Source organism: Burkholderiales bacterium (assembly GCA_015075645.1).
Lineage (GTDB): Bacteria > Pseudomonadota > Gammaproteobacteria > Burkholderiales > Casimicrobiaceae > VBCG01.
This window is the reverse complement of sequence record JABTUF010000003.1, coordinates 310,192-330,348: the sequence shown is the minus strand read 5'-3', so window position 1 is coordinate 330,348 and position 20,157 is coordinate 310,192. Positions and strand designations below refer to the sequence as shown.

21 protein-coding genes and 1 tRNA gene are annotated in these 20,157 nt (G+C 69.1%); 6 read left to right on the top strand and 16 right to left on the bottom strand.

Features of this window, described 5'->3' with window-relative positions; all coding sequences use genetic code 11:
* Nucleotides 1–9: 9 nt before the first annotated feature.
* Entirely contained in the window at nt 10–756 is a 747-nt protein-coding gene (locus HS109_08515) for an SDR family oxidoreductase (GenBank protein ID MBE7522415.1), read from the bottom strand.
* Between the two features lie 244 nt (nt 757–1,000).
* Here HS109_08515 and HS109_08510 point away from each other — a divergent pair, with 244 nt between their 5' ends.
* Entirely contained in the window at nt 1,001–2,899 is a 1,899-nt protein-coding gene (locus HS109_08510) for an NAD(P)-binding protein (protein ID MBE7522414.1), read from the top strand.
* A gap of 244 nt (nt 2,900–3,143) precedes the next feature.
* Nucleotides 3,144–4,790, top strand: coding sequence for a hypothetical protein (locus HS109_08505; GenBank protein ID MBE7522413.1), 1,647 nt, complete (start codon nt 3,144–3,146; stop codon nt 4,788–4,790).
* A gap of 21 nt (nt 4,791–4,811) precedes the next feature.
* Here the strand turns inward: HS109_08505 and HS109_08500 are convergent, their stop codons facing one another.
* From HS109_08500 to HS109_08490, 3 genes are all read right to left on the bottom strand, one after another.
* Entirely contained in the window at nt 4,812–5,687 is an 876-nt protein-coding gene (locus HS109_08500) for a tripartite tricarboxylate transporter substrate binding protein (protein MBE7522412.1), read from the bottom strand.
* 232 nt (nt 5,688–5,919) lie between these two features.
* Nucleotides 5,920–5,992 (bottom strand) — tRNA-Thr (locus HS109_08495).
* 44 nt (nt 5,993–6,036) lie between these two features.
* Nucleotides 6,037–6,972, bottom strand: a complete 936-nt coding sequence (locus HS109_08490) for a helix-turn-helix domain-containing protein (GenBank protein MBE7522411.1) — start codon at nt 6,970–6,972, stop codon at nt 6,037–6,039.
* 351 nt (nt 6,973–7,323) lie between these two features.
* Here HS109_08490 and HS109_08485 point away from each other — a divergent pair, with 351 nt between their 5' ends.
* The 3 genes from HS109_08485 to HS109_08475 are packed head-to-tail and all read left to right on the top strand — an operon-like array spanning nt 7,324 to nt 11,152.
* Nucleotides 7,324–8,244, top strand: a complete 921-nt coding sequence (locus HS109_08485) for an MBL fold metallo-hydrolase (GenBank protein MBE7522410.1) — start codon at nt 7,324–7,326, stop codon at nt 8,242–8,244.
* Nucleotides 8,244–10,112: an arylsulfatase gene (locus HS109_08480; protein MBE7522409.1), complete on the top strand. Its 1,869-nt coding sequence runs from the start codon at nt 8,244–8,246 to the stop codon at nt 10,110–10,112. The genes HS109_08485 and HS109_08480 overlap by 1 nt, the downstream gene beginning before the upstream one ends.
* A 41-nt stretch (nt 10,113–10,153) precedes the next feature.
* Nucleotides 10,154–11,152, top strand: coding sequence for a transporter (locus tag HS109_08475; GenBank protein MBE7522408.1), 999 nt, complete (start codon nt 10,154–10,156; stop codon nt 11,150–11,152).
* Between the two features lie 58 nt (nt 11,153–11,210).
* On the opposite strand, the gene HS109_08470 is transcribed toward HS109_08475, so the two are convergent.
* The 5 genes from HS109_08470 to petA form a co-directional block, all read right to left on the bottom strand.
* Entirely contained in the window at nt 11,211–11,630 is a 420-nt protein-coding gene (locus tag HS109_08470; GenBank protein MBE7522407.1) for a ClpXP protease specificity-enhancing factor, read from the bottom strand.
* A 478-nt stretch (nt 11,631–12,108) separates the two neighbouring features.
* Entirely contained in the window at nt 12,109–12,708 is a 600-nt protein-coding gene (locus tag HS109_08465) for a glutathione S-transferase N-terminal domain-containing protein (GenBank protein ID MBE7522406.1), read from the bottom strand.
* A 102-nt stretch (nt 12,709–12,810) separates the two neighbouring features.
* Nucleotides 12,811–13,614 carry a cytochrome c1 gene (locus HS109_08460; protein ID MBE7522405.1) on the bottom strand — a complete coding sequence of 268 codons (804 nt, stop codon included), beginning with the start codon at nt 13,612–13,614 and terminating at the stop codon, nt 12,811–12,813.
* Between the two features lie 20 nt (nt 13,615–13,634).
* A complete protein-coding gene (locus HS109_08455; protein MBE7522404.1) occupies nt 13,635–14,909 on the bottom strand; it encodes a cytochrome b N-terminal domain-containing protein in 1,275 nt (424 codons plus the stop codon).
* A 13-nt stretch (nt 14,910–14,922) separates the two neighbouring features.
* Nucleotides 14,923–15,510 carry a ubiquinol-cytochrome c reductase iron-sulfur subunit gene (petA, locus tag HS109_08450; GenBank protein MBE7522403.1) on the bottom strand — a complete coding sequence of 196 codons (588 nt, stop codon included), beginning with the start codon at nt 15,508–15,510 and terminating at the stop codon, nt 14,923–14,925.
* Nucleotides 15,511–15,782: 272 nt separating this feature from the next.
* Here petA and HS109_08445 point away from each other — a divergent pair, with 272 nt between their 5' ends.
* On the top strand, nt 15,783–16,949 hold the full coding sequence (locus HS109_08445; GenBank protein ID MBE7522402.1) for a trypsin-like peptidase domain-containing protein: 1,167 nt from the start codon (nt 15,783–15,785) through the stop codon (nt 16,947–16,949).
* A 72-nt stretch (nt 16,950–17,021) separates the two neighbouring features.
* Here the strand turns inward: HS109_08445 and tatC are convergent, their stop codons facing one another.
* From tatC to hisI, 7 genes are read right to left on the bottom strand one after another with little or no spacing between them, the layout of a single operon-like run.
* Nucleotides 17,022–17,780 (bottom strand): twin-arginine translocase subunit TatC, encoded by a 759-nt coding sequence (gene tatC, locus HS109_08440; protein ID MBE7522401.1) that lies wholly within the window; start codon nt 17,778–17,780, stop codon nt 17,022–17,024.
* A 12-nt stretch (nt 17,781–17,792) separates the two neighbouring features.
* Nucleotides 17,793–18,215 carry a twin-arginine translocase subunit TatB gene (gene tatB, locus HS109_08435; protein MBE7522400.1) on the bottom strand — a complete coding sequence of 141 codons (423 nt, stop codon included), beginning with the start codon at nt 18,213–18,215 and terminating at the stop codon, nt 17,793–17,795.
* Nucleotides 18,216–18,266: 51 nt separating this feature from the next.
* Nucleotides 18,267–18,518 (bottom strand): Sec-independent protein translocase subunit TatA, encoded by a 252-nt coding sequence (gene tatA, locus HS109_08430; GenBank protein ID MBE7522399.1) that lies wholly within the window; start codon nt 18,516–18,518, stop codon nt 18,267–18,269.
* Between the two features lie 10 nt (nt 18,519–18,528).
* Nucleotides 18,529–18,891, bottom strand: a complete 363-nt coding sequence (locus HS109_08425) for a histidine triad nucleotide-binding protein (GenBank protein MBE7522398.1) — start codon at nt 18,889–18,891, stop codon at nt 18,529–18,531.
* A gap of 3 nt (nt 18,892–18,894) precedes the next feature.
* Nucleotides 18,895–19,362, bottom strand: coding sequence for a hypothetical protein (locus tag HS109_08420; protein ID MBE7522397.1), 468 nt, complete (start codon nt 19,360–19,362; stop codon nt 18,895–18,897).
* 22 nt (nt 19,363–19,384) lie between these two features.
* Complete coding sequence (locus HS109_08415) at nt 19,385–19,717, bottom strand: phosphoribosyl-ATP diphosphatase (protein MBE7522396.1); 333 nt, start codon at nt 19,715–19,717, stop codon at nt 19,385–19,387.
* The gene (gene hisI, locus HS109_08410) at nt 19,707–20,090 is read right to left on the bottom strand and encodes a phosphoribosyl-AMP cyclohydrolase (GenBank protein MBE7522395.1); all 384 of its coding nucleotides are present in this window, start codon (nt 20,088–20,090) and stop codon (nt 19,707–19,709) included. Before hisI ends, HS109_08415 begins: the two co-directional genes overlap by 11 nt.
* Nucleotides 20,091–20,157: the final 67 nt, after the last annotated feature.

The following is a 20,157-nucleotide window of genomic DNA, read 5'->3' as shown; positions in this document are numbered from 1 at the left end:
GCGGTGCGGTCAGTACGTCGCCCGCCCGCCCGAGAGGTCGAACACCGCCCCGGTCGAGAACGAGCAGTCCTCGCTCGCGAGCCAGCACACCATCGCGGCGATCTCGTCGACGGTGCCGAAGCGTCCCATCGGAATCTTCGACAGCATGAAGTCGATGTGCTGCTGCGACATCTGGTCGAAGATCGCGGTGCGCACCGCCGCGGGCGTCACGCAGTTGACGCGGATGCCGGTCTTCGCGAGTTCCTTGCCGAGCGACTTGGTGAGCCCGATCACCGCCGACTTCGACGCGCTGTAGGCCGACGCGTTCGGATTGCCCTCCTTGCCGGCGATCGACGCGATGTTGACGATGCGGCCGTAGTCGTGCTTCAGCATCGCGGGCACCGCCGCGCGGTTGCAGTAGAAGACGCCGTGCACGTTGATGTCGAACACGCGCTGCCAGGCGTCGACCGGATACTCCCAGACCGTGTGGTTCGGACCGGCGACGCCGGCCGAGCAGACCAGAGCGTCGATGCGGCCGAACGCGTGCGCGGTGGCCTCCGCCGCGCGCTCGACCGCGTGCGGATCCGCGACGTCGAACGCGTGGGTCACGGCGCCGTGGCCGAGCGACGCCGCGGCGGCGACCAGCGCCTGCGCGTCGAGATCCCAGAGCGCGACGCGGGCGCCCGACAGCGCGAGACGCTTCGCAACCGCGAGGCCGATCCCGGCCGCGCCCCCGGTGACGACCGCCGTGCGGCCTTCGAAATCCAGTCGATTCATCGTGGTCCTCCGTGGACGCCATGGTACCAAGCCGACGCACCGGGCATCCCGAACCCGGCACGACCGCGAAGGTTGGGCGAATAATCGCGTTGAAGCCGGGAGGCGCGGCCGCGACGCTGTGAACGGCCGGATGCGCGCAACGTTCCGGCCGACGAAATCCCCCTCCCTCGCCCCTGCGCCAACGCGGGGGCTTCTTTTGCCCTCCCGGATTCCAACGCTCGCACCCGACGCAGTACCATCGCGCATGGCCGAAAGCGACGACGGCGTCACCCGGCGCGATTTCCTGAACGGCATGGCGGTCGCCATCGCCGCCGGCCTCGCGCCTTCCGTGCTCCTCGGCGTACGCGACGCCAGCGCTGCCTACCCGCCCGCGGAGACCGGTTTTCGCGGCAGCGATCCGGGTTCCTACGAAGTCGCGCACGCGATGCGCGACGGCAAGCGCTACGACCTCGACCGGGTCAAGGCGAGCGAGTCCGCGGACCTTGTCGTCGTGGGCGCCGGCATCTCGGGTCTCGCAGCGGCTACCTACTGGCGGTCGCGGCGCCCGAACGCGCGCATCCTGATCCTCGACAACCACCCCGACTTCGGCGGCCACGCACGGCGCAACGAGTTTCGCGTCGACGGCCGGCTGCTTCTCGGGTACGGCGGCAGCGAATCGCTGCAGTCGCCCTCCACGCTGTGGAGCGACGAGGCGCGCGCGTTCATCGCCGACCTCGGCGTGGACCTCGCGCGCTTCGAAACCGCGTTCGACCGCAAGCTCTACCCGTCGCTCGGTCTCTCGCGCGGCGTGTTCTTCACGCGCGAGGCGTTCGGGGCAGACACGCTCGTGACCGGCGATCCGATGCGCATGGTCGCCGATGACATTCCGCCCGACCGGATGAACGCGCGGCCGGTCGAGGTGTTCGTCGCCGATTTCCCGCTGCCGCCGGACTCGCGCGCGAAGCTCGTCGAAATGTGGACCTCGAAACGCGACCCGCTCGCCGGCAAAAGCGTTGCGGAGAAGGAAGCCTATCTCGACCGGATCAGCTACCGGGACTGGCTCATCCGCCACTGGGGACTCGATGAACGGGCCGCGGACGTGTTCTACGGCCGCACGCTCGATTTCTTCGCGGTCGGCACCGACGCGGTCTCGGCGCGCGAGGCGTTCGACACCGGCTATCCCGGCTTCCTCGGCGTCGGTGTCGAACGCGACGAGGACGCGAAGAAGGAGATGGAGGAACCCTACATCCACCACTTCCCCGACGGCAACGCATCGCTCGCGCGGCTGATGGTGCGACGGCTGGTGCCCGGTGTCGCGCCCGGCTCGACGATGGACGACATCGTCACCGCGCGTTTCGACTACGACAAGCTCGACCAGACGGGCGCGAAGACGCGGCTTCGTCTCGACAGCACGGTCGTCGCGGTGCGCAACCGCGACGGCGGCGTCGACCTGGGCTATGTGCGCGACGGCAGGCTCGTGCGCGTGCGCGCGGGCGCCGCCATCCTCGCCGGCTACCACATGATGATCCCCTACCTTGCACGCGACCTGCCGAAGCGGCAGCGCGATGCGCTGTCGGCGAACGTCAAGGCGCCGCTCGTCTACGTGAAGGTCGTCGTGCGGAACTGGAAGTCCTGGGTCGCGCGCGGCGTGCACGAGATTTCGAACCCGATGGGCTTCTACTCGCGCGTGAAGCTCGACTATCCGGTGAGCATGGGCGACTACCGCTTCGCGCGCGGGCCCGACGAGCCGATGGTGCTGCACATGGTCCACGTGCCCGCGATTCGTGGGACGGGAATCGACCTGCGCACGCGGCTGCGCGCGCAGCGCGCGCAGCTCTACGCGATGCCGTTCGAGGCTTTCGAGAACCAGGCGCGCGACGAACTCGCGCGGATGGTCGGCCCCGGCGGCTTCGACGCCCGTCGCGACATCGTCGCGATCACGGTGAATCGATGGGGCCACGGCTATTCGTACTCGGGTTCCGTGCTCGACGGCGACGACGGCGATGGCGGCAAGGTGCCCGAACGCGCCCGCAGGCGCGCCGGACGCATCGCGTTCGCGAACGCCGATGCGAACTGGGAACCCTATGCGCACGCCGCGATCGACCAGGCGCGCCGGTCGGTCGACGACCTCCTCGGCAAGCCTGCGAAGAAGGCGAAACGCTGATTCGACGTTCGGCGGCCTGTGGGTCGGCCTTCAGGCCGACGCCCTTTCGTCGCATCGGCACGATCCCGTCGGGCTGAAGCCCGACCCACAAGCCTATCCCGTAGGTCGGCCTTCAGGCCGACATGGACCGGCGCGTCGGGCTGAAGCCCGACCCACAGCGCATAAGCTCGCCGGGCTGAAACCCGTCGCCAGCGTGCCCCACGGCCGGTTATCCTTCGACGATGGCCGACGAATCCGTCATTTCATGATTTCTTCGCGTTCGCGAGCTCGCCAGGCGACGTCGGGCGTTCGACGCTGGCGCGCGCTCGCCGACGAGGCCGCGATGGGCGCGCGCTTCCTCGCGGGCCTGCGACCGTTCCTGCGGCACCGCCTCGCGGAGGCCGACTGCGAAGCGCTGCTGGCGCGCTCGCTCGCCACCCGCGACGAGCGCTTCCTCGAACTCGTGCGCCGCGGCATCTTCGAGCGCGACGACGGCCCCTACCGGCCGCTCTTCCGGCACGCGGGGATCGGCTACGGTGATCTCGAGCGCATGGTGCGCGAATGCGGCGTCGAAGGCACGCTCGAGCGCCTCTACGACGCCGGCGTGCGCGTCACGCTCGACGAATTCAAGGGTCGGGTGCCGATCCGCCGCGCGGGCGAGGACATCGCAACGGGCCGCGGCGCGTTCGACAATCCGCTGCTGACGCGGCACTACGAAACGCAATCGAGCGGATCGCGCGGCGCGCCCACGCGGCTCATCATCGACCTGGAGCTGCTCGCGCACGAAGCGGCCTACGAGAAGGTATTCCTGCGCTCGTTCGGGCTGACCGACCGGCCGAAGGGCCTGTGGCACCCGGCGCCGCCGGGATCGGCCGGGCTCAAGCTGGTCCTGCGCCTCGCGCGTCTGGGGCAGCCGGTCGAGCGCTGGTTCTCGCAGACGCCGGTCTCGTTCCGCGACGACCGCCGCCATGCGGTGTTCGTCCACGCGATGCGCCTGGCGAGCCGCCTCCACGGCCGGCCGCTCGCGCGCCCCGAGCATGTGCATCTCGACGACGCGGCCACCGTCGCCGCATGGCTCGCGCAATGCGCCGCGCGCGGCACGCCGGCGTTCCTGAGCGCCACCACGTCGAGCGCGGTGCGAGCGTGCCAGGCCGCCGTCGCGCGCGGGCTCGACATCCGCGGCACGTTCATCCGGGCGTCGGGAGAGCCGCTGACACCGGGCAAGCTTCGCGCGATCACGGCGGCGGGCTGCGACGTCCACTGTCACTACGCGATGGCCGAGGTGAGCCGGATCGCGATCGCCTGCGCGCGGCCCGGGCAGGCCGACGACGTGCATGTGGCGCTGGACAAGGTCGCGCTGCTCGAGCGTCCGGTCGCGCTGCCGGGCGGATCGACGGTGGACGCACTGATGCTGACGACGCTCCACTGGAGCGTGCCGAAGATCATGATCAACGTCGAGCTGGGCGACCACGGCGTGCTCACGCGACGGTCCTGCGGCTGTCCGTGGGACGCGCTTGGGTTCACGCAGCACCTGCACACGATCCGCAGCTACGAGAAGCTCGTCTCCGAAGGCATGCATTTCGTCGGGGCCGACCTCACCACGCTGGTGGACGAGGTGCTGCCCTCGCGTTTCGGCGGTGACGCGACCGACTACCAGTTCACCGAGGTCGAGCGCGGCGGACTCACGCGCGTCGAACTATGCGTCGATCCGAGACTGGGCCCGCTGGACGAGCGGGCGGTCGAGGACGCGGTGCTGGAGAGCCTGGGCGGCCGCGACGCCGCGAGCCGCATGATGGCTGGCGTGTGGGACGACGGACGAACCTTGCGCGTCGTGCGCCGCAAGCCCAGGGCGACGCGGACCGGCAAGATCCACGTCCTGTACGTCGAGCGCGAACCCGACGCGGGCGAGTGAGGCGTCACCCGCGTCACGCGCTCACTTCAGCGCGAGCCCGGCGTCGGCCGCGACCTTCGCCCAGCGCTCGGTCTCCCGCCTGATCTCCTGCGTGAACGCCGCCGGCGTTCCGAACACCGGCGTGAACCCCATCGACCGCAGCTTCGCGTCGAATTCGGCATTGCGGCCCGCGCGCACCAGCGCCTCGTGGAGGCGCTGGACGATGCCCGGCGGCGTGCCCGCGGGCGCGAGCATCCCCTGCCAGTTCGTCGACTCGAATCCCGCGACGCCGTCCTCGCCGACCGTCGGGATCGACGGAGCCGCCGCCAGCCGCTCCGCGCTCGTCACGGCGATGCCCTTCAACTTGCCCTCGCGCACGAGCGGCAGCGCCGAGCCCGCGAAGGTGAACGCGAACGGCACCTCGCCGGACACCACGTCGCGGAACGACACGGAGCCCGAGTACGGCACGTGGAGCATCTCGACCCCGGCGAGCGAGAGCAGCCACAGCGCCGTGAGGTGCGCGAAGCTGCCGACGCCAGAGGTCGCGTAGGTGATCGGCAGCGGGGCGCTCCGCGCGGCGGCGACCAGGTCGGCGAAGGAGCGGCCTTGGAACGAGGGATGCGCGACGATCACGATCGGCTGCGTGGCGACGATGCCGATCGGCACCAGTGCCACGAGCGGGTCGACCGCGCGCGCGCCGATGAGCGCGGGCAGCGTGGTGATCGAATTCGACGTGAACAGGAACGTGGTGCCGTCGGGAGCGGCGCGCGCGACCGCCTCGGCGGCGATGTTGCCCGACGCGCCCGCGCGGTTCTCGACCACCACGTTCTGCCCGAGCCCCGCCTCGAGGTGCGTCGCCGTCAGCCGCGCCAGCGTGTCGAGCGAACTGCCCGCCGCGACCGACGCCACGATGCGCATCGCGCGCGCGGGCCACGTCTTCCCGGCGTCGGTCGATGCGGACGCGAGGGCGCTACCCCGCAGCGCGCTCCAGGCTGCCGCGCCGGACAATGCTGCGAGCGCGCGGCGGCGCGGGCGGCTCGTGCATGCTCTTTCCCCCATGCCGTTCCTCCGCATGCATCGATGCAATCCGGATACGCGCTCCTTCGGAGATGACCCCGGGTCCGGATCGCTCTGATCGTGAAGACTGGAATGCCGGCACCAGGGCTCGAACCCGGGACCTTCGGTTTACAAAACCGCTGCTCTGCCAACTGAGCTATGCCGGCGCGGATGCAATTCTAACGGGCGCCCGTAACATGCGCCCGCCGCGTCAGGAGCCGCGGCCGGCACGTGGCGGCGCGGCCGATCCCCCCGGGGTCGGTTCCTCGAGCGACTTGCGTCGCAGCGTGTCGGAAGGAAGCTCGCCGAAGCACGCCTTGTAGGCGCGCGAGAATTCGCCGAAGTGCCAGAAGCCTCCGTTGAGCGCCTCGGTCGAAACGGTCGTGGTGCCCTGGCTGGCCGCCAGCAGCGCCTGACGCACGCGATGCAGCCTCAGGCGGATCAGGTAAGTCACCGGCGAGAGCCCCAGGCACTCCTTGAACGCGTATTCGAGCGTTCGCTCGCTCACGCCCGCCGCGCGACACAGCTCGCTCACGTGCAGGTGCTCTCCGATTCGGGAAAGCGCATGATCCTCGGCGGTCTTGACCACGAGGCTGTACGACTGGCGGGTCGCGTCGCTTCGCGAAGGCTCGAGACGCTCGGCCGTCCCCACCGCCCGTAACAACATCTCCAGCAACTCGACTTCGGCGGCCGCGCGTTGGTCGGGCCGGTCGTCGAAGATCGCGGGCTGGCGTGCCGCCGTGGTCGCCAGCCGTCGCCCCCAATCGAACAACGCCAGGACTTCGTCGGTGCCCGCCTCCATGAGTTCGACGTCTCGGGGCCACCGGAAGGCGTGCTCCCGCTGCCGTGCTTTCAACTGTTCGCCCAGGATTCGCGGGGGTACCAGCAGCGTGACGCTCTCCCAGTCGGTGTCGACGACGAATCGCGCCTCGACGCCGGGCGCGGCGGCGACCAGAAGACCCGCTCGCACCGGCAGGCCGTCGACGGTGCCTTTCGTCCGCGGGCCGAACGTCACATAGCCGAGCAGGTCGCCATGCGCGCGCGTGCGCGTACGGACGCGAAATTGCGTCGCGTGGAACAAGACTGCCGTCGTCGCGAGACGCACGGTGATGCGGCGTGCGAGAAACGGCGCCGGCAGGAGCTTCACCGCATCCTGGCCGATCAGCTCGATGCCCGCGCCCGCCGCCGTCGGGTCGCGGATGTCGATGACGGTAACGGCCGGCGGTGGCGGCGTATCGACGGCTGTCATGACTTTCGTCGTTTGCGGAAATCCGATAGACGCCCTTCGGCGCGGCGCGCGAAAGTACGCCGGACCGCGACGAGGTAGTTACCACGCTCACAGATCGAGCCGGGACCGGGGCGACAAGGGCCGGAGCGGACCGCATCCCGGGATGCGGTCCGCCCGCCAGTATGCCGCAGTCGGACGCCACGGCGCCCCCAAGTGAAGCTGCAACAGGTCAGCGACAATTGCTTCGCGGTCCTCAACGAGAGGAACCGCATGTTCGACGCCAATTCCGGGCTCGTCAACCGGGGCGGCGGCGTCGTCGTCGACACGCAGCCCGACCTGCACCACGCGCGACGGATGATCGAACTCTTCGGCCTCGTGCGGCCGAGCATGCCGACACGCGTGATCAACACGAACGAGGACTGCGACCACATGGGGGGCAACCAGCTGTTCGCGGGCGCGGAAATCATCGCGCACCGGACGGTGCCCGAGGCGATGCGCCACGCTGCCGATCCGCGGGCACTGCGCGAGCTCGTCGAACGCTCCGAGCGTCTGCTCCCTCGACTCCCGCTGCAGGCCAGGCACCCCGGCGCGCTGGCGTGCGCACAGCAGTTGCGACAGGACTTCGACTTCGAAGGCCTCGAGCCCCTCGCACCGACGACGCTCTTCGACGAACGCTGCGTGCTCGACCTCGAAGGCACGGAGGTGCACCTGATCCACGTCGGGCCCTGCCACCGGTCGGGCGACACGATCGTCCACGTCCCCTGCGAGCGCGTGGTGTTCGCGGGAGACGTCGTCTTCCGCGGATGCACGCCGCTGGGCTGGACCGGCACGTTCCAGCGGTGGCAGGCGACGCTCGATCTCGTTCTCTGGCTCGATCCGGACGTCATCGTTCCCGGACACGGCCCGGTGTGCGGAATCGAGGGCGCGATGGAAATGAAGGCATACCTCGACTACGTGCGTGAGGAGTCGCGCCGCTGGTTCGACCACGGACTGTCCGCGGTGGAGGCCTGCGGGCGCATCGACCTCGGACCGTACGGAGAGTGGCGAAGTCCGGCGCGCATCTACATGAATGTCGAGCGCGCGTACCGCGAGTTTCGCCATGAACCGCCGGACGCGCCGTGGGATCTCGCAAGCACATTCGACGCGATCTACCGGGTCGCGAAAGCGCGGGGCATGGAGGTGGAATTCTGATGGACACCGACGACGCGAAGCACGCATCACGGCCCGAAACACGATGCGCGGAAGCGCGACCGTCGCGCGGCCGGCACGGTCCGCGCGGGCGGTACATTGCGATCGGCATCGCCGCGATCGCGACGCTCGCCGCGCCCGTCGCCGGCGTGGCAGCCGACGCGACGCGACGGCCCAACATCGTCATCATCCTCGGCGACGACCTCGGCTACGCCGACATGGGATCGTTCGGGAGCGAGATCGCCACGCCGAACCTCGACTCGCTGGCGAAAGTCGGGGTGCGCTTCACCAACTTCTACACGCACGCGACCTGCTCGCCCACGCGATCCGTGTTGCTAACCGGCGTCGATACGCACCTGAACGGCCTGGGCAACATGGACGAGTGGACCGCGCCCAACCAGCGCGGCGCGGTCGGTTACGAGGGCTACCTCAATGACCGCGTCGCCACGCTGCCGCAACTGCTCAAGGGCGCCGGCTACCACACCTACATGGTCGGCAAGTGGCACCTCGGCAAGCAGCCCGACCAGATCCCGGCCGCGCGCGGGTTCGAGCGCGACTTCTCGCTGCTCGACGGCGCGGGCAGCTACTGGGACATGACGAACTTCACCGGCGCGTCGCCGAAGTCCTCCTTCACCGAGGACGGGCGCTATCTCACGAAGCTGCCCGACGACTACTACGCGACGAAGACCTACACCGACAAGCTGATCGGCTACATCGACGCCAACCGCGGCGACGGCAAGCCGTTCTTCGCCTACGTCGCCCACCAGGCGCCGCACGACCCCTACCACCTGCCGAAGGAGTGGCGCTCGCGCCACGTCGGCGAGTACGACAGGGGCTGGGACGCGGTGCGGCAGGAGCGTCTCAAGCGCCAGGTCGAGCTCGGCATCGTGCCCGCCGGCACCGAGCTCGCCGAGCGCATGTGGTTCCTGCCCGATCCCATCGTGCTGGCGCCGGCGACCCGCGCCATCCTCGGCAAGAAGATGGAGCTCTACGCCGGCATGGTCGAGAACATGGACTACCACGTCGGGCGCCTGATCGACCACCTGAAGAAGATCGGCGAGTACGAGAACACGATCTTCATCGTGTTCGGCGACAACGGCGCCGAGGGCACCGATCTGTTCAAGATGATCGCGGGCTCGCCCGGCACGCGCGACTTCCTCTTCGCGGCAATCAACTGGTCGCAGACCCATCCCAACGCGTGGGGCGATCCGGGCTCGTACGTCGGCTACGGCCCGATGTGGGCGCAGGTGTCGATGACGCCGTTCAGCCAGTACAAGGGGTGGACCGCGGAAGGCGGCATCCGCAATGCGCTCATCGTCAGCGGGCCGAACGTGAAGCGGCCGAAGGGCAGCATCAACCGTGGCCTCATGCACGTGGCCGACATCATGCCGACGCTGCTCGAGGTCGCCGGCGCCGGCTATCCGAAGACCCTCGACGGGCACGAATTGCCCCCGCTCGCCGGCAAGTCGTGGGGCCGCGTGCTGGCCGGACAGGCGGAGTCGCCGAGGACGAGCGACGACTACCTCGCGTGGGAGATCTTCGGCAATCGCGCGCTCCGCCAGGGCGACTGGAAGATCCGCGGGGAATGGAAGCCGTACGGCACCGGCGAGTGGCAGCTCTTCAACCTCGCGGACGACCTCGGCGAGCGCCAGGACCTCGCGCGCGAGCGCCCCGACAAGCTGAAGGCGCTGCTCGCGCTCTGGGACGCGTACGCGCGAGCGAACAACGTGATCCTGCCGAGCCGCTCGCCGTACGAAACGCTCGAGGACCAGCTCCCACCGCGGGTGCCCGACGACGCCGGCTATCCGCCGCTCATCTACAAACGCCAGTTCGTGCCGCCCAAGGACAAGCTGGCCGATCCGAAGCCCTGAGCATTGCCGATCCGAAACGCCATCGACGGAGACGACGAACCATGAACGCACACGCACGTTTGACCCAGTCGGCGCACCGGACGCGATGGACCGTCGCGACGACGCTCGCCGTGTTCCTGCTCGGGGCGTCGCAGGCCGGGGCGCAGGTGCCTGCGCGCTTCTACTGGAAGACGCTGTCGGACGGGAACGCCGTGCCGCTCATCGTGAACTCGATCGACGGAAACACGAACCCGTTCGATCCCGCGCACACGGTGACGCCCGGCGCGGACTTCAGCGGGACGCTGGCGATCGCCGGCTACGCGCGCACGTTCACGCTGTTCGACCGCTCGGCGATGGCGGCGATCCTGCTGCCGATGGGGCGTGTCTCGGGCGACGTGACCGTGGCCGGCAACACGTTCAACCAGTCGGCCAGCGGTTTCGGCGATCCGATGCTCGAGTTCAACCTCAACATCCTCGGGCCGAAGGCGCAGAAGAACATCCCCGACGCGCTGCGCTACGAGCCGGGGTTCTCGGTCGACGTGCTCGCCGACCTCGCGCTGCCGATCGGCGAGTACGACAGCGACCAGCCGCTCAACCTCGGGCAGAACCGCTGGTACGGCCGCCTCGGCATGCCGGTCGTCTGGCAGCTCGGCGAATGGGTGCCCGGCCGGCGCACGACGCTCGAGTTCCTGCCTGCCGTGTGGCTCTTCGGCAACAACACCGACTACCTCGGGCAGACGCTCGAGACCGACCCGATGTTCCAGCTCGACGCGCACCTGACGCGCGACTTCACCGAGCGCTTCTGGGGCTCGATCGACGCCTCCTGGTACAGCGGCGGCAAGGCGACGATCAACGGCGTCGCCGGCGAGAAGCTCAACAACCTCGGCGTCGGGCTCACGCTCGGCTACCAGGTCAACGAGAACCTGAACCTCACCTTCGGCTACAAGTCGACCGTGAACGACAGCGCGCCCGGTGACCTCAAGATGGACGGCTTCATGCTCACGCTCGTCTACGGCTGGCACCCGCTCATCGAAGGCTCGCGCAGGCTGAAGAGCGAGTAGCCGGGCGCGGACGCCCGCGCGCGGCGCGACACGGCGTCGACATCGCCGGCTCGCCGGGCTACTTGATGACCTGCAGATGCGCGGGCCGCGTGCGCGGCTTGCGGTCATCGTCGCCGCCGGCGGAGGGCGCCTCGGCCGGCGTGTTCACGCCGGCGGCCATCGGTTCCTGCGCGACCGTGAACGCGAAGCCGTAGCCGGTTTCCTTCGCGAAGATGCCGGCGACGCTCGATACCGGCACCGCGACCTCCTGCGACTGGCCGTTGAAGCGCGCGGTGAACTGGATCCAGTCGTTGTCGATCGTGAGCTTGCGCGTCGCCGCGTGGCTCACGTTCAACACGATCTCGCCGTTCTTCACGAACGCCGCCGGCACGCGCGTCTGGGCGTTCACCTTGACCGCGAGATAGGGCGTCAAGCCGTTGTCCGCGCACCACTCGCAGATCGCGCGGATCAGGTAGGGCTTGGCGGATTGTTCCGACATTTCAGTTGGCAGTTGGCAGTTGACAGTTGGCAGCGGCGGCGGCGGCGGCGTGTCCGGTGGCGGCGCATCGAGCGCCGGATTCAGCAGTCAGGAGTCAGTTGACAGGAGTCAGGGGCAGCGGAGTTTCCGCTGGCGGCGCATCGAGCGCCGGGAGCCGTCATAGCTGAGCCAAGGGTCGTGGTCCGCATCCTCCGGATAGGCTAGCAGGATTCGAGCCCGGGCGGGGCCCACCTGCCCGAACGGCCACCCGGAGGGGCGGGACGGCGGCTGGCGGGACTGCGGATCGCGGCGAAAGGCGTCCGGTTACTGAAGCCGGACCTACGAGGACATCGCAACGGCGCTAGCTGAGGCCGGACCTACGAGGACGTCGCAACGGCGCTGGCTGAAGCCGGACCTACGAGGACATCGCAACGGCGCTCGATGCGCCGCCACCGGAGACTCCGGCGCCACTGTCAACTGTCAACTGTCAACTGACAACTCACTTGCGCATCCCCCGCTCCGCGCTCGTCAGCGCCTCGGAGAACGCGGGACGCGAGAACAGGCGCTCGGCGTACTTGAGGAGCGGCGCGGCGGGCTTGGACATCGGGACGCCGTAGTAGTCGAGCCGCCAGAGCAGCGGCGTGATCGCGACGTCGAGCATCGAGTACTCGTCGCCCAGCATGTACTTGTGCTTGGTGAACACCGGCGCGATCTGCAGGAGCGCGTCGCGGACGAGGTTGCGGGCCTTTTCCGCGTTCTTCTGGTTGTTGCCCTCGAGCGCGTCGACGTGGATGAAGAGTTCCTTCTCGAAGCGGTGCAGGAACAGCCGCGCGCGGGCGCGCATCACCGGGTCCGCCGGCATGAGCTGCGGATGCGGGAAGCGCTCGTCGATGTACTCGTTGATGATGTTGGACTCGTGCAGCACCAGGTCGCGCTCGACCAGCACCGGCACCTGGTTGTACGGGTTCATCACCGCGAGGTCCTCGGGCTTGTGGTCGAGGTCGACGTCGATGATCTGGAAGTCCATGCCCTTCTCGTGCAGCACGATGCGGCAGCGCTGCGAGAACGGGTCGGTGGTCCCGGAATAGAGGGTCATCATGGCGGGTGGTTCTCCCTGAAGCGGGGCCGCGGGCGCGACTTCGCGCGCCCGGCGCCCGGGAACGCTCACCGTGCCGCCGCGTCGCGACGGCCGGGCGAACGGTCAGTGCACGTCCTTCCAGTACTCGCGCTTCAGCCAGTAGGCGAAGAAGAACAGGACGCCGAGGAACATCAGCACGACGATCCCGAGCCTGATCCGCTGGTTGCGCGAGGGGTCGCCCATGTAGTCGAGGTAGTTCACGAGGTCGGCGACCATCGTGCGGTACTGGACCGGCGTCATCGATCCCGGCGTGTCGACCTCCACCGTCCGCACGACGAACTTGCCGCCCGGCACCGGCTCGACCAGGGCGAGCGCCTTCGTCGCGATGGCGGCGGCGACCGCCTTCTCGTGATCGTCGAACTCGGCGGTCACCAGCTTGTTCTGGCCCGACGCGGTCCACAGCACGTGCGGCATCCCGACGTTGGGGAACACCAGGTTGTTCCATCCGGTCGGGGTGCCGGCGTCGCGGTAGAAGCCGAGGAAGTAGTTGTAGAGCCAGTCGCGGCCGCGCACGCGCGCGATCACCGAGAGGTCCGGCGGCGGCGCGCCGAACCACGCCTTCGCGTCGGCCGGACGCATCGCGACGTTCATCACGTCGCCGATCTTCGCGTCGCCGAGGATCAGATTGTCGCGGATCTGGTCCTCGGTGAGCCCGAGGTCGGTCAGCCGGTTGTAGCGCATGTACTTCGCGCTGTGGCAATTGAGGCAATAGTTGACGAAGGTCCGCGCGCCGCGCTGCAACGAGGCGTCGTCGAGGCGGTTCGTCGGGGCCCGCTCCATGCGCAGGTCGGCGCCCCCGGAGGCGGCCGCCGGCGCGGCGAGCACGAGCGCCACGGCGGCGAGGAACGCCGCCGCGGCGGCGCGCATCTTCTGGGTGGTCATCGGCGTCATCCCGTCACCCGCGTCGGCTCGGGCTTGCACTTGTCGATCTTCGTGTACCAGGGCATGAGCAGGAAGAAGGCGAAATAGAGAGCGGTGAAGACGCGCGCCACCAGCGTCGCGCGGTCCCCGCCGCCGATGATCGGCACGCCGTCGGCGAACTGGCCCCACACGGTGACCGGAACCACGCCGAGGTAGCCCAGCACGAGGAAGCTCACCACGAAGATCGCGATCCAGACCTTGTAGAGCGTGCCGCGGTAGCGGATCGACCGCACCGGGCCGCGGTCGAGCCAGGGCAGCGCGAAGAAGATCAGCACCGCGAGGCCCATCACGATGACGCCCCAGACCTGCGAGCCCAGGAACGACGGCACGGCGCGCAGCATCGCGTAGTACGGCGTGAAGTACCAGACCGGCGCGATGTGCTCCGGCGTCTTCAGCGGGTCCGCCGGGATGAAGTTGTTCGCCTCGATGAAGTACCCGCCCATCTCGGGCATGAAGAACATGATGATCGAGAACACCACCAGGAACACGATCACGCCGACGATGTCCTTGATCGTGTAGTACGGGTGCGAATAGATGCCGTCGAGCGGCAGCCCGGTCTTCGGGTCCTTCGGCTGGTGCTTGACGTCGACGCCGTCCGGGTTGTTCGATCCGGTCTCGTGCAGCGCCATCAGATGCGCCGCGACGAGCCCGATCAGCACCAGCGGCAGCGCGATCACGTGGAACGCGAAGAAGCGGTTGAGGGTGATGTCCGAGATCGTGTAGTCGCCGCGGATCCACACCGCGAGGTCCTCGCCGATCAGCGGGATCGAGCTGAACAGGTTCACGATCACCTGCGCGCCCCAGTAGGACATCTGGCCCCAGGGGAGCAGGTAGCCGAAGAACGCCTCCGCCATCAGCGACAGGTAGATGAGGCAGCCGAAGATCCAGGTCAACTCGCGCGGATTGCGGTAGCTGCCGTAGATCAGCCCGCGGTACATGTGCAGGTACACGACGATGAAGAACATCGACGCGCCGGTCGTGTGCATGTAGCGGATCAGCCAGCCCCACTGCACGTCCCGCATGATGTACTCGACCGACTCGAACGCCTTCTGCGCGTCGGGCTTGTAGTTCATCGTGAGGAAGATGCCGGTCACGATCTGCAGGACCAGCACGAAGGCGGCGAGCGAGCCGAAGTAGTACCAGAAGTTGAAGTTCTTCGGCGCGATGTACTTGCCCCACTGCGACTCCCAGAGCGCGGTGAGCGGGAAGCGTGCGTCGATCCAGGCGAGCATTTTCTGCATGGCGTCCTCGCGTTCAGGCCTTGTCGTCGCCGATCAGCACCCGCGTGTCCGACAGGTACTTGTGCGGGGGGACGACGAGGTTGAGCGGCGCGGGCATGCCCTTGTAGACGCGCCCGGCGAGGTCGAACTTCGACTGGTGGCAGGGGCAGAAGAACCCGCCGAGCCAGTCCGGCCCGAGGTCGGCCGGCGCGATGTCCTTGCGGTAGGTCGGCGAGCAGCCGAGGTGGGTGCAGATGCCGACCGCGATCCACAGCGGCGGCTTGATCGCGCGGCTCTCGTTCTTCGCGTAGGACGGCTGCTGGTCCTGATTGGAGTTCGGGTCCGCGAGGCGGTCGGTCAGTTTCGGCAGCGTCGCGAGCATGTCCGGCGTGCGCGAGACGAGCCAGCACACCTTGCCGCGCCATTCGACGTCGATCTTCTGGCCGGGCTCGATCTTCGAGATGTCGATTTCGACCGGCGCGCCCGCGGCTTTCGCGCGCTCGCTCGGGAAGAACGACATCACGAACGGAACGGCCGCGGCGACCGCGCCCACGCCGCCGACGACGCCCGTCGCGCCGATCAGGAAACGGCGCTTCCCCTTGTCCACCAGTGCTTCGTCCATGATCGCCTTGCGCGGAGGATGCTTCTCGAGGAGTCCGGGGCGTTGCACCGACCTGCCTTGAACCCTGTCCCGCTGCGCCAGATTCGCGCGGTTGCCCCTTGTGACCCGCAAAAACCCGCCGATTATACGGGATTCGCCCGGTCCGCCGGAAGCGCTTGCCGAAAAGCGTTTCAGGATCAGCATCTTGCGCCGAAAACCCGGCGCCGGCGGCGATGGCCGGCCGCCGGTCCGGCGCTATACTCGATCTCCCGCCGCCTTCCGGTCACCCAACCGTGCTTCGACGTTTCTGGCTCCTCTTCGCGCAGGCCTCCACGCTGTGCGTCGCCGCGCTGTTCGTCGTGGCGACGCTGCGTCCCGACCTCCTGCCCCGGAACGCCGCCCGCATCAGCCCGGTCGTGCTCACGCAGGAAGCGCCCGCCGTTCCGACGGGAACGGTGCGCACGGCCCCGCCGGCATCGCTCGCGCTGGCGGCACGCAAGGCCACGCCGGCGGTCGTCAGCATCCGGACCAGCAAGGAGACGGCCGCGCGCGTCAACCCGATGTTCGACGACGAGATCCTGCGCCGATTCTTCCCGGAACTCGCGCAGCGCGCCGCGCCGCAGAAGCTCACCTCGCTCGGTTCCGGCGTGATCGTCTCGCCCGAGGGTTACGTCCTCACCAACCACCATGTGATCGCGGGCGCCGACGACATCGAACTCGCGCTCGCCGACGGGCGCCCGCTGTCGGCGCGCATCGTCGGGACCGATCCGGAGAGCGATCTCGCGGTCCTGAAGGCCAACGCGACCGGACTGCCGTCGATCACCTTCGGGTCGCTCGATCACGTCGAGGTCGGCGACCCGGTGCTCGCGATCGGCAACGCGTACGGCTTCGGACACACCGTCACGTCGGGCATCGTCTCGGCGCTCGGGCGCAAGGCGCTCAACCTCAACCGGTTCGAGGACTTCATCCAGACCGACGCGCCGATCAACCCGGGCAACTCGGGCGGCGCGCTGGTCGATGCGAACGGCAACCTGATCGGCATCAACAGCGCGATCTTCTCGCCGTCGGGCGGCTCGCTCGGCATCGCGTTCGCGATTCCGGTCACGCTCGCGCGCTCCGTCCTCGAGCAGATCATCCGCGACGGCGAAGTCACGCGCGGCTGGCTCGGTGTCGAGCCGCAGGACCTGAACCCGGAGCTGCAGCGCGCGCTCGCGCTCGATCGCAGCGACGGCGTGGTCGTGCGGGCGCTCGTCCGCGACGGACCGGCCGACAAGGCGGGGCTCCGCCCGCTCGACCTCGTCGTCGAACTCGAGGGCAAGCCGACGCGCGATACCGCGGCACTCCTCTCGCGCATCGCCGAGCTCGAGCCCGGGTCGAGCGCGAAGGTCGTGGTCGTGCGCGCGAAACAGCCGGTGAGTCTCGTCGTGGTGGTCGGCAAGCGGCCGAAGGTCACGTCCTGAGGCCGGGCGTCCGACGCCGGCTCTACCAGGGCACCGCGATGTGCCCGCCCCCACGGGCGGGGGACAGCTTCGCTACGCCGCTTCGTCGCCGACCGGCGCGGCGCCGGTCCCGATGATCCGCGCGAGCACGAGTCCCAGTTCGAAGAGCACCCACAGCGGGATCGCGAGCATGAGCTGCGAGACCACGTCGGGCGGCGTGAAGATCGCGCCGATCACGAACGCGCCGACGATCACGTAGGGGCGCGCCGCCCGGAGCTTCTCGAGCGACACGATGCGCAGGCGCACGAGCACGATGACGACGACCGGCGTCTCGAACGTGAGTCCGAACGCGATGAACATCGTCAGCACGAACGACAGGTACTTGTCGATGTCGGTCATCATCTGCACGCCCGCGGGCGCGTAGCCGGCGAAGAAGCCGAACGCGACCGGGAACACGAAGAAGTACGCGAACGCCATCCCGACCGCGAAGAACACCACCGACGACACGATCACCGGCAGCGCGAGCCGCTTCTCGTGGTGGTAGAGGCCGGGCGCGACGAACGCCCACGCCTGCCACAGCACGTAGGGCAGCGCCAGCACGAACGCGGCCATCGCGGTCACCTTGAGCGGCACGAGGAAGGTGCCGGTGACGTCGGTGGCGATCATCGTCGCGCCGTGCGGCAGCACCGCGAGGAGCGGCCGCGCGAGCAGCGCGTAGATGTCCTTCGCCCACGGGAACAGCGCCAGCATCACGACGACGACGGCGATGATCGCGCGCAGCAGCCGGTCGCGCAGCTCGACCAGGTGCGAGATGAACGTCTCCTGCTGCGTGGCGTCGGCGGGCTCGCTCAACCCGGGCTCCCGTCAGATCCGATCGAAGCCGGGCAGGCTCGGCTGGCGCGCGGGTTCGCCCGCGGGCGCCTCGACGCCCGCCGTCACGGCGGGCGGTGCCGGATCGGAGGAAGGCTGCGGCTCGGCCGTCGGGGTCTCTCCCGCCGTGTTGAGCTGGCGCTCGACGTCGCGCACGCCGCTCTCGACGTCCTGCGCGGCGGTCGTGACCGACTGCTCGAATTCGCGCGCCGCGGACTTGACCTCCTGCTGCACCTTCCTCAGTTCCTCCAGCTCCATCTCGCGGCTGATGTCCGACTTCACCTCGTTCACGTAGCGCTGCAGCCGCCCGAACAGGTGGCCGAGCGTGCGCGCGGCCTTGGGCAGACGCTCGGGGCCGAGCACGATCAGCGCCACGACGGCGATGACGACGATTTCGGAGAAGCCGATGTCGAACATGACGGTGCCGCGCGCGCGGCGCGGCGCCGGGCGCGAGGACTCGCGCGGAGGCTACGACCGGGTCGTCGTTTCCTTGCGGACCTCGCCTTCGAGGGTCTGTCCGCCGAGCTTCGCCGGGTTCGTGGCGTCGGCGGCCGCCGACTTCGCGGCGTTCGCGTCGTCCTCGGCGCCCTTCACGCCTTCCTTGAAACCCTTGACCGCGCCACCGAGGTCCTGCCCGATATTGCGAAGCTTCTTCGTGCCGAAGATCAGCACGACGACCAGAAGCACGATCAGCCAGTGCCAGATCGAGAGACCGCCCATGTCCTTCTCCTTACGGTTCCTTGCGGGGGAGCATCCGGCCCAGCGGGTCCGGCCCCCCGATCACGTGCAGATGAACGTGCTGCACTTCCTGATTGCCGACGCGTCCGGTGTTCACGATGACCCGGAACCCGTCGTTCGCGCCCTGCGCCTTCGCGATCGAGGGCGCCAGCGCCAGCATGCGCCCCAGGAGCGCCTCGTCGGCGGGCGCCGCATCGTACAGCGTCGCGATGTGCTTCTTCGGGATCAACAGCACATGCACCGGCGCCTGCGGCTGGATGTCGTGGAACGCCAGGACCTCGCCGTCCTCGTGCGCTTTCCGGCAGGGAATCCTGCCGGCGACGATCTTGCAGAAGATGCAGTCCGGATCGTGCATGGATCAGCGTGGTCGGTTGGCCGCGGCCCGCGCGGCTTCGATGGCGTCGTGGAGCCCTCCCGGGTCGTCGCTCCCGATCATGACCGCCCGCTCGGAGGCGAGTTCCAGCCGGACTGCCCAGCGGCCGCCGACATTGTATAGCCAACCGGCCGGCGTCAGATGGACGCCCCATCCCCACAGGACCCGCGTCCGGACGACCTCGGCCTTGCGCACGTCGGCGATCTCGACCGATTTGCGCAGCAGTCCGACGCCCATGACCGCGTGCAACCTGCGATCGTCGACACGCACGCGCATCCAGCCCACGAGCAGGAATCCCGCGACGAGCACGCCGCAGAGCGCCCAAGTCAGCCAGGGGACGGCCTCGCGCGTCGCGGGCGACACGACGAACGCGAGCACGTAACCCGCGGCGGCGAAGCCCAGGAGCGTCCCCACCGCCATCAGGGTCCCGAACTGGGTGCGCTCGTAGGGCACGCGCCGCGGATCGCGCGCCGCCTCAGCGCCGCGAGGCCTTCTCGTCGTGTCCGGAGCGGCCCTCGCGCCGCTCGAGTTCCTCGAGCACGTCATCGGGCGAGAGTCCGTGATGCGCGAGCAGCACGAGGCAATGGAACCAGAGGTCCGCCATCTCCGCGGCGACACGCGAGGGGACGCCGTCCTTCGACGCCATGACCGTTTCGGTCGCCTCCTCGCCGATCTTCTTCAGGATCGCGTCGCGGCCCTTCGCGAGAAGGCTAGCGACATAGGACGATGCCGGATCCGCGCCGCGGCGCGACTCGATCGTCGCCGCCAGGCGCGCGAGAACGTCCGCGCGCGTGCCGTCAGTCGCCATAGATCGCCTTCGGGTCGCGCAGCACCGGTTCGTCGACGCGCCACGCGCCGTCGTCGAGCCGCTGGTGGAAGCAGCGCGCGCGGCCGGTGTGGCAGGCGATGCCGCCCGCCTGCTCGACGACGATGAGGATCGCGTCCTCGTCGCAGTCGAGCCGGATCTCGCGCACGTGCTGGACGTGGCCCGAGGATTCGCCCTTGCGCCACAGGCGTCCCCGCGAACGCGACCAGTAGTGCGCCTCGCGCGTGGCGGCGGTGCGCTCGAGCGCCTCGCGGTTCATCCAGGCGAGCGTCAGCACCCGCCCGGTCGCCTGGTCCTGGGCGATCGCGGGAACGAGACCGTCGGCGTTCCAGCGGACGGCGTCGAGATAGCTCATGGCCGGAGCGCCGCGTTCGAACCGCCCGCGCCGCGAGGATCCGTCGTGCGGGTCGCGTATCCGGTCG

Excerpts from the sequence above, each read along its gene's own strand:
- HS109_08515 (MBE7522415.1), bottom strand. The coding sequence starts at position 756 with ATGAATCGACTGGATTTCGAAGGCCGCACGGCGGTCGTCACCGGGGGC.
- HS109_08510 (MBE7522414.1), top strand. The coding sequence starts at position 1,001 with ATGGCCGAAAGCGACGACGGCGTCACCCGGCGCGATTTCCTGAACGGC.
- HS109_08505 (MBE7522413.1), top strand. The coding sequence starts at position 3,144 with ATGATTTCTTCGCGTTCGCGAGCTCGCCAGGCGACGTCGGGCGTTCGA.
- HS109_08500 (MBE7522412.1), bottom strand. The coding sequence starts at position 5,687 with ATGCGCATCGTGGCGTCGGTCGCGGCGGGCAGTTCGCTCGACACGCTG.
- HS109_08485 (MBE7522410.1), top strand. The coding sequence starts at position 7,324 with ATGTTCGACGCCAATTCCGGGCTCGTCAACCGGGGCGGCGGCGTCGTC.
- HS109_08480 (MBE7522409.1), top strand. The coding sequence starts at position 8,244 with ATGGACACCGACGACGCGAAGCACGCATCACGGCCCGAAACACGATGC.
- HS109_08475 (MBE7522408.1), top strand. The coding sequence starts at position 10,154 with ATGAACGCACACGCACGTTTGACCCAGTCGGCGCACCGGACGCGATGG.
- HS109_08470 (MBE7522407.1), bottom strand. The coding sequence starts at position 11,630 with ATGTCGGAACAATCCGCCAAGCCCTACCTGATCCGCGCGATCTGCGAG.
- HS109_08465 (MBE7522406.1), bottom strand. The coding sequence starts at position 12,708 with ATGATGACCCTCTATTCCGGGACCACCGACCCGTTCTCGCAGCGCTGC.
- HS109_08460 (MBE7522405.1), bottom strand. The coding sequence starts at position 13,614 with ATGCGCGCCGCCGCGGCGGCGTTCCTCGCCGCCGTGGCGCTCGTGCTC.
- HS109_08455 (MBE7522404.1), bottom strand. The coding sequence starts at position 14,909 with ATGCAGAAAATGCTCGCCTGGATCGACGCACGCTTCCCGCTCACCGCG.
- petA (MBE7522403.1), bottom strand. The coding sequence starts at position 15,510 with ATGGACGAAGCACTGGTGGACAAGGGGAAGCGCCGTTTCCTGATCGGC.
- tatB (MBE7522400.1), bottom strand. The coding sequence starts at position 18,215 with ATGTTCGACATCGGCTTCTCCGAAATCGTCGTCATCGCCGTCGTGGCG.
- tatA (MBE7522399.1), bottom strand. The coding sequence starts at position 18,518 with ATGGGCGGTCTCTCGATCTGGCACTGGCTGATCGTGCTTCTGGTCGTC.
- HS109_08425 (MBE7522398.1), bottom strand. The coding sequence starts at position 18,891 with ATGCACGATCCGGACTGCATCTTCTGCAAGATCGTCGCCGGCAGGATT.
- HS109_08415 (MBE7522396.1), bottom strand. The coding sequence starts at position 19,717 with ATGGCGACTGACGGCACGCGCGCGGACGTTCTCGCGCGCCTGGCGGCG.
- hisI (MBE7522395.1), bottom strand. The coding sequence starts at position 20,090 with ATGAGCTATCTCGACGCCGTCCGCTGGAACGCCGACGGTCTCGTTCCC.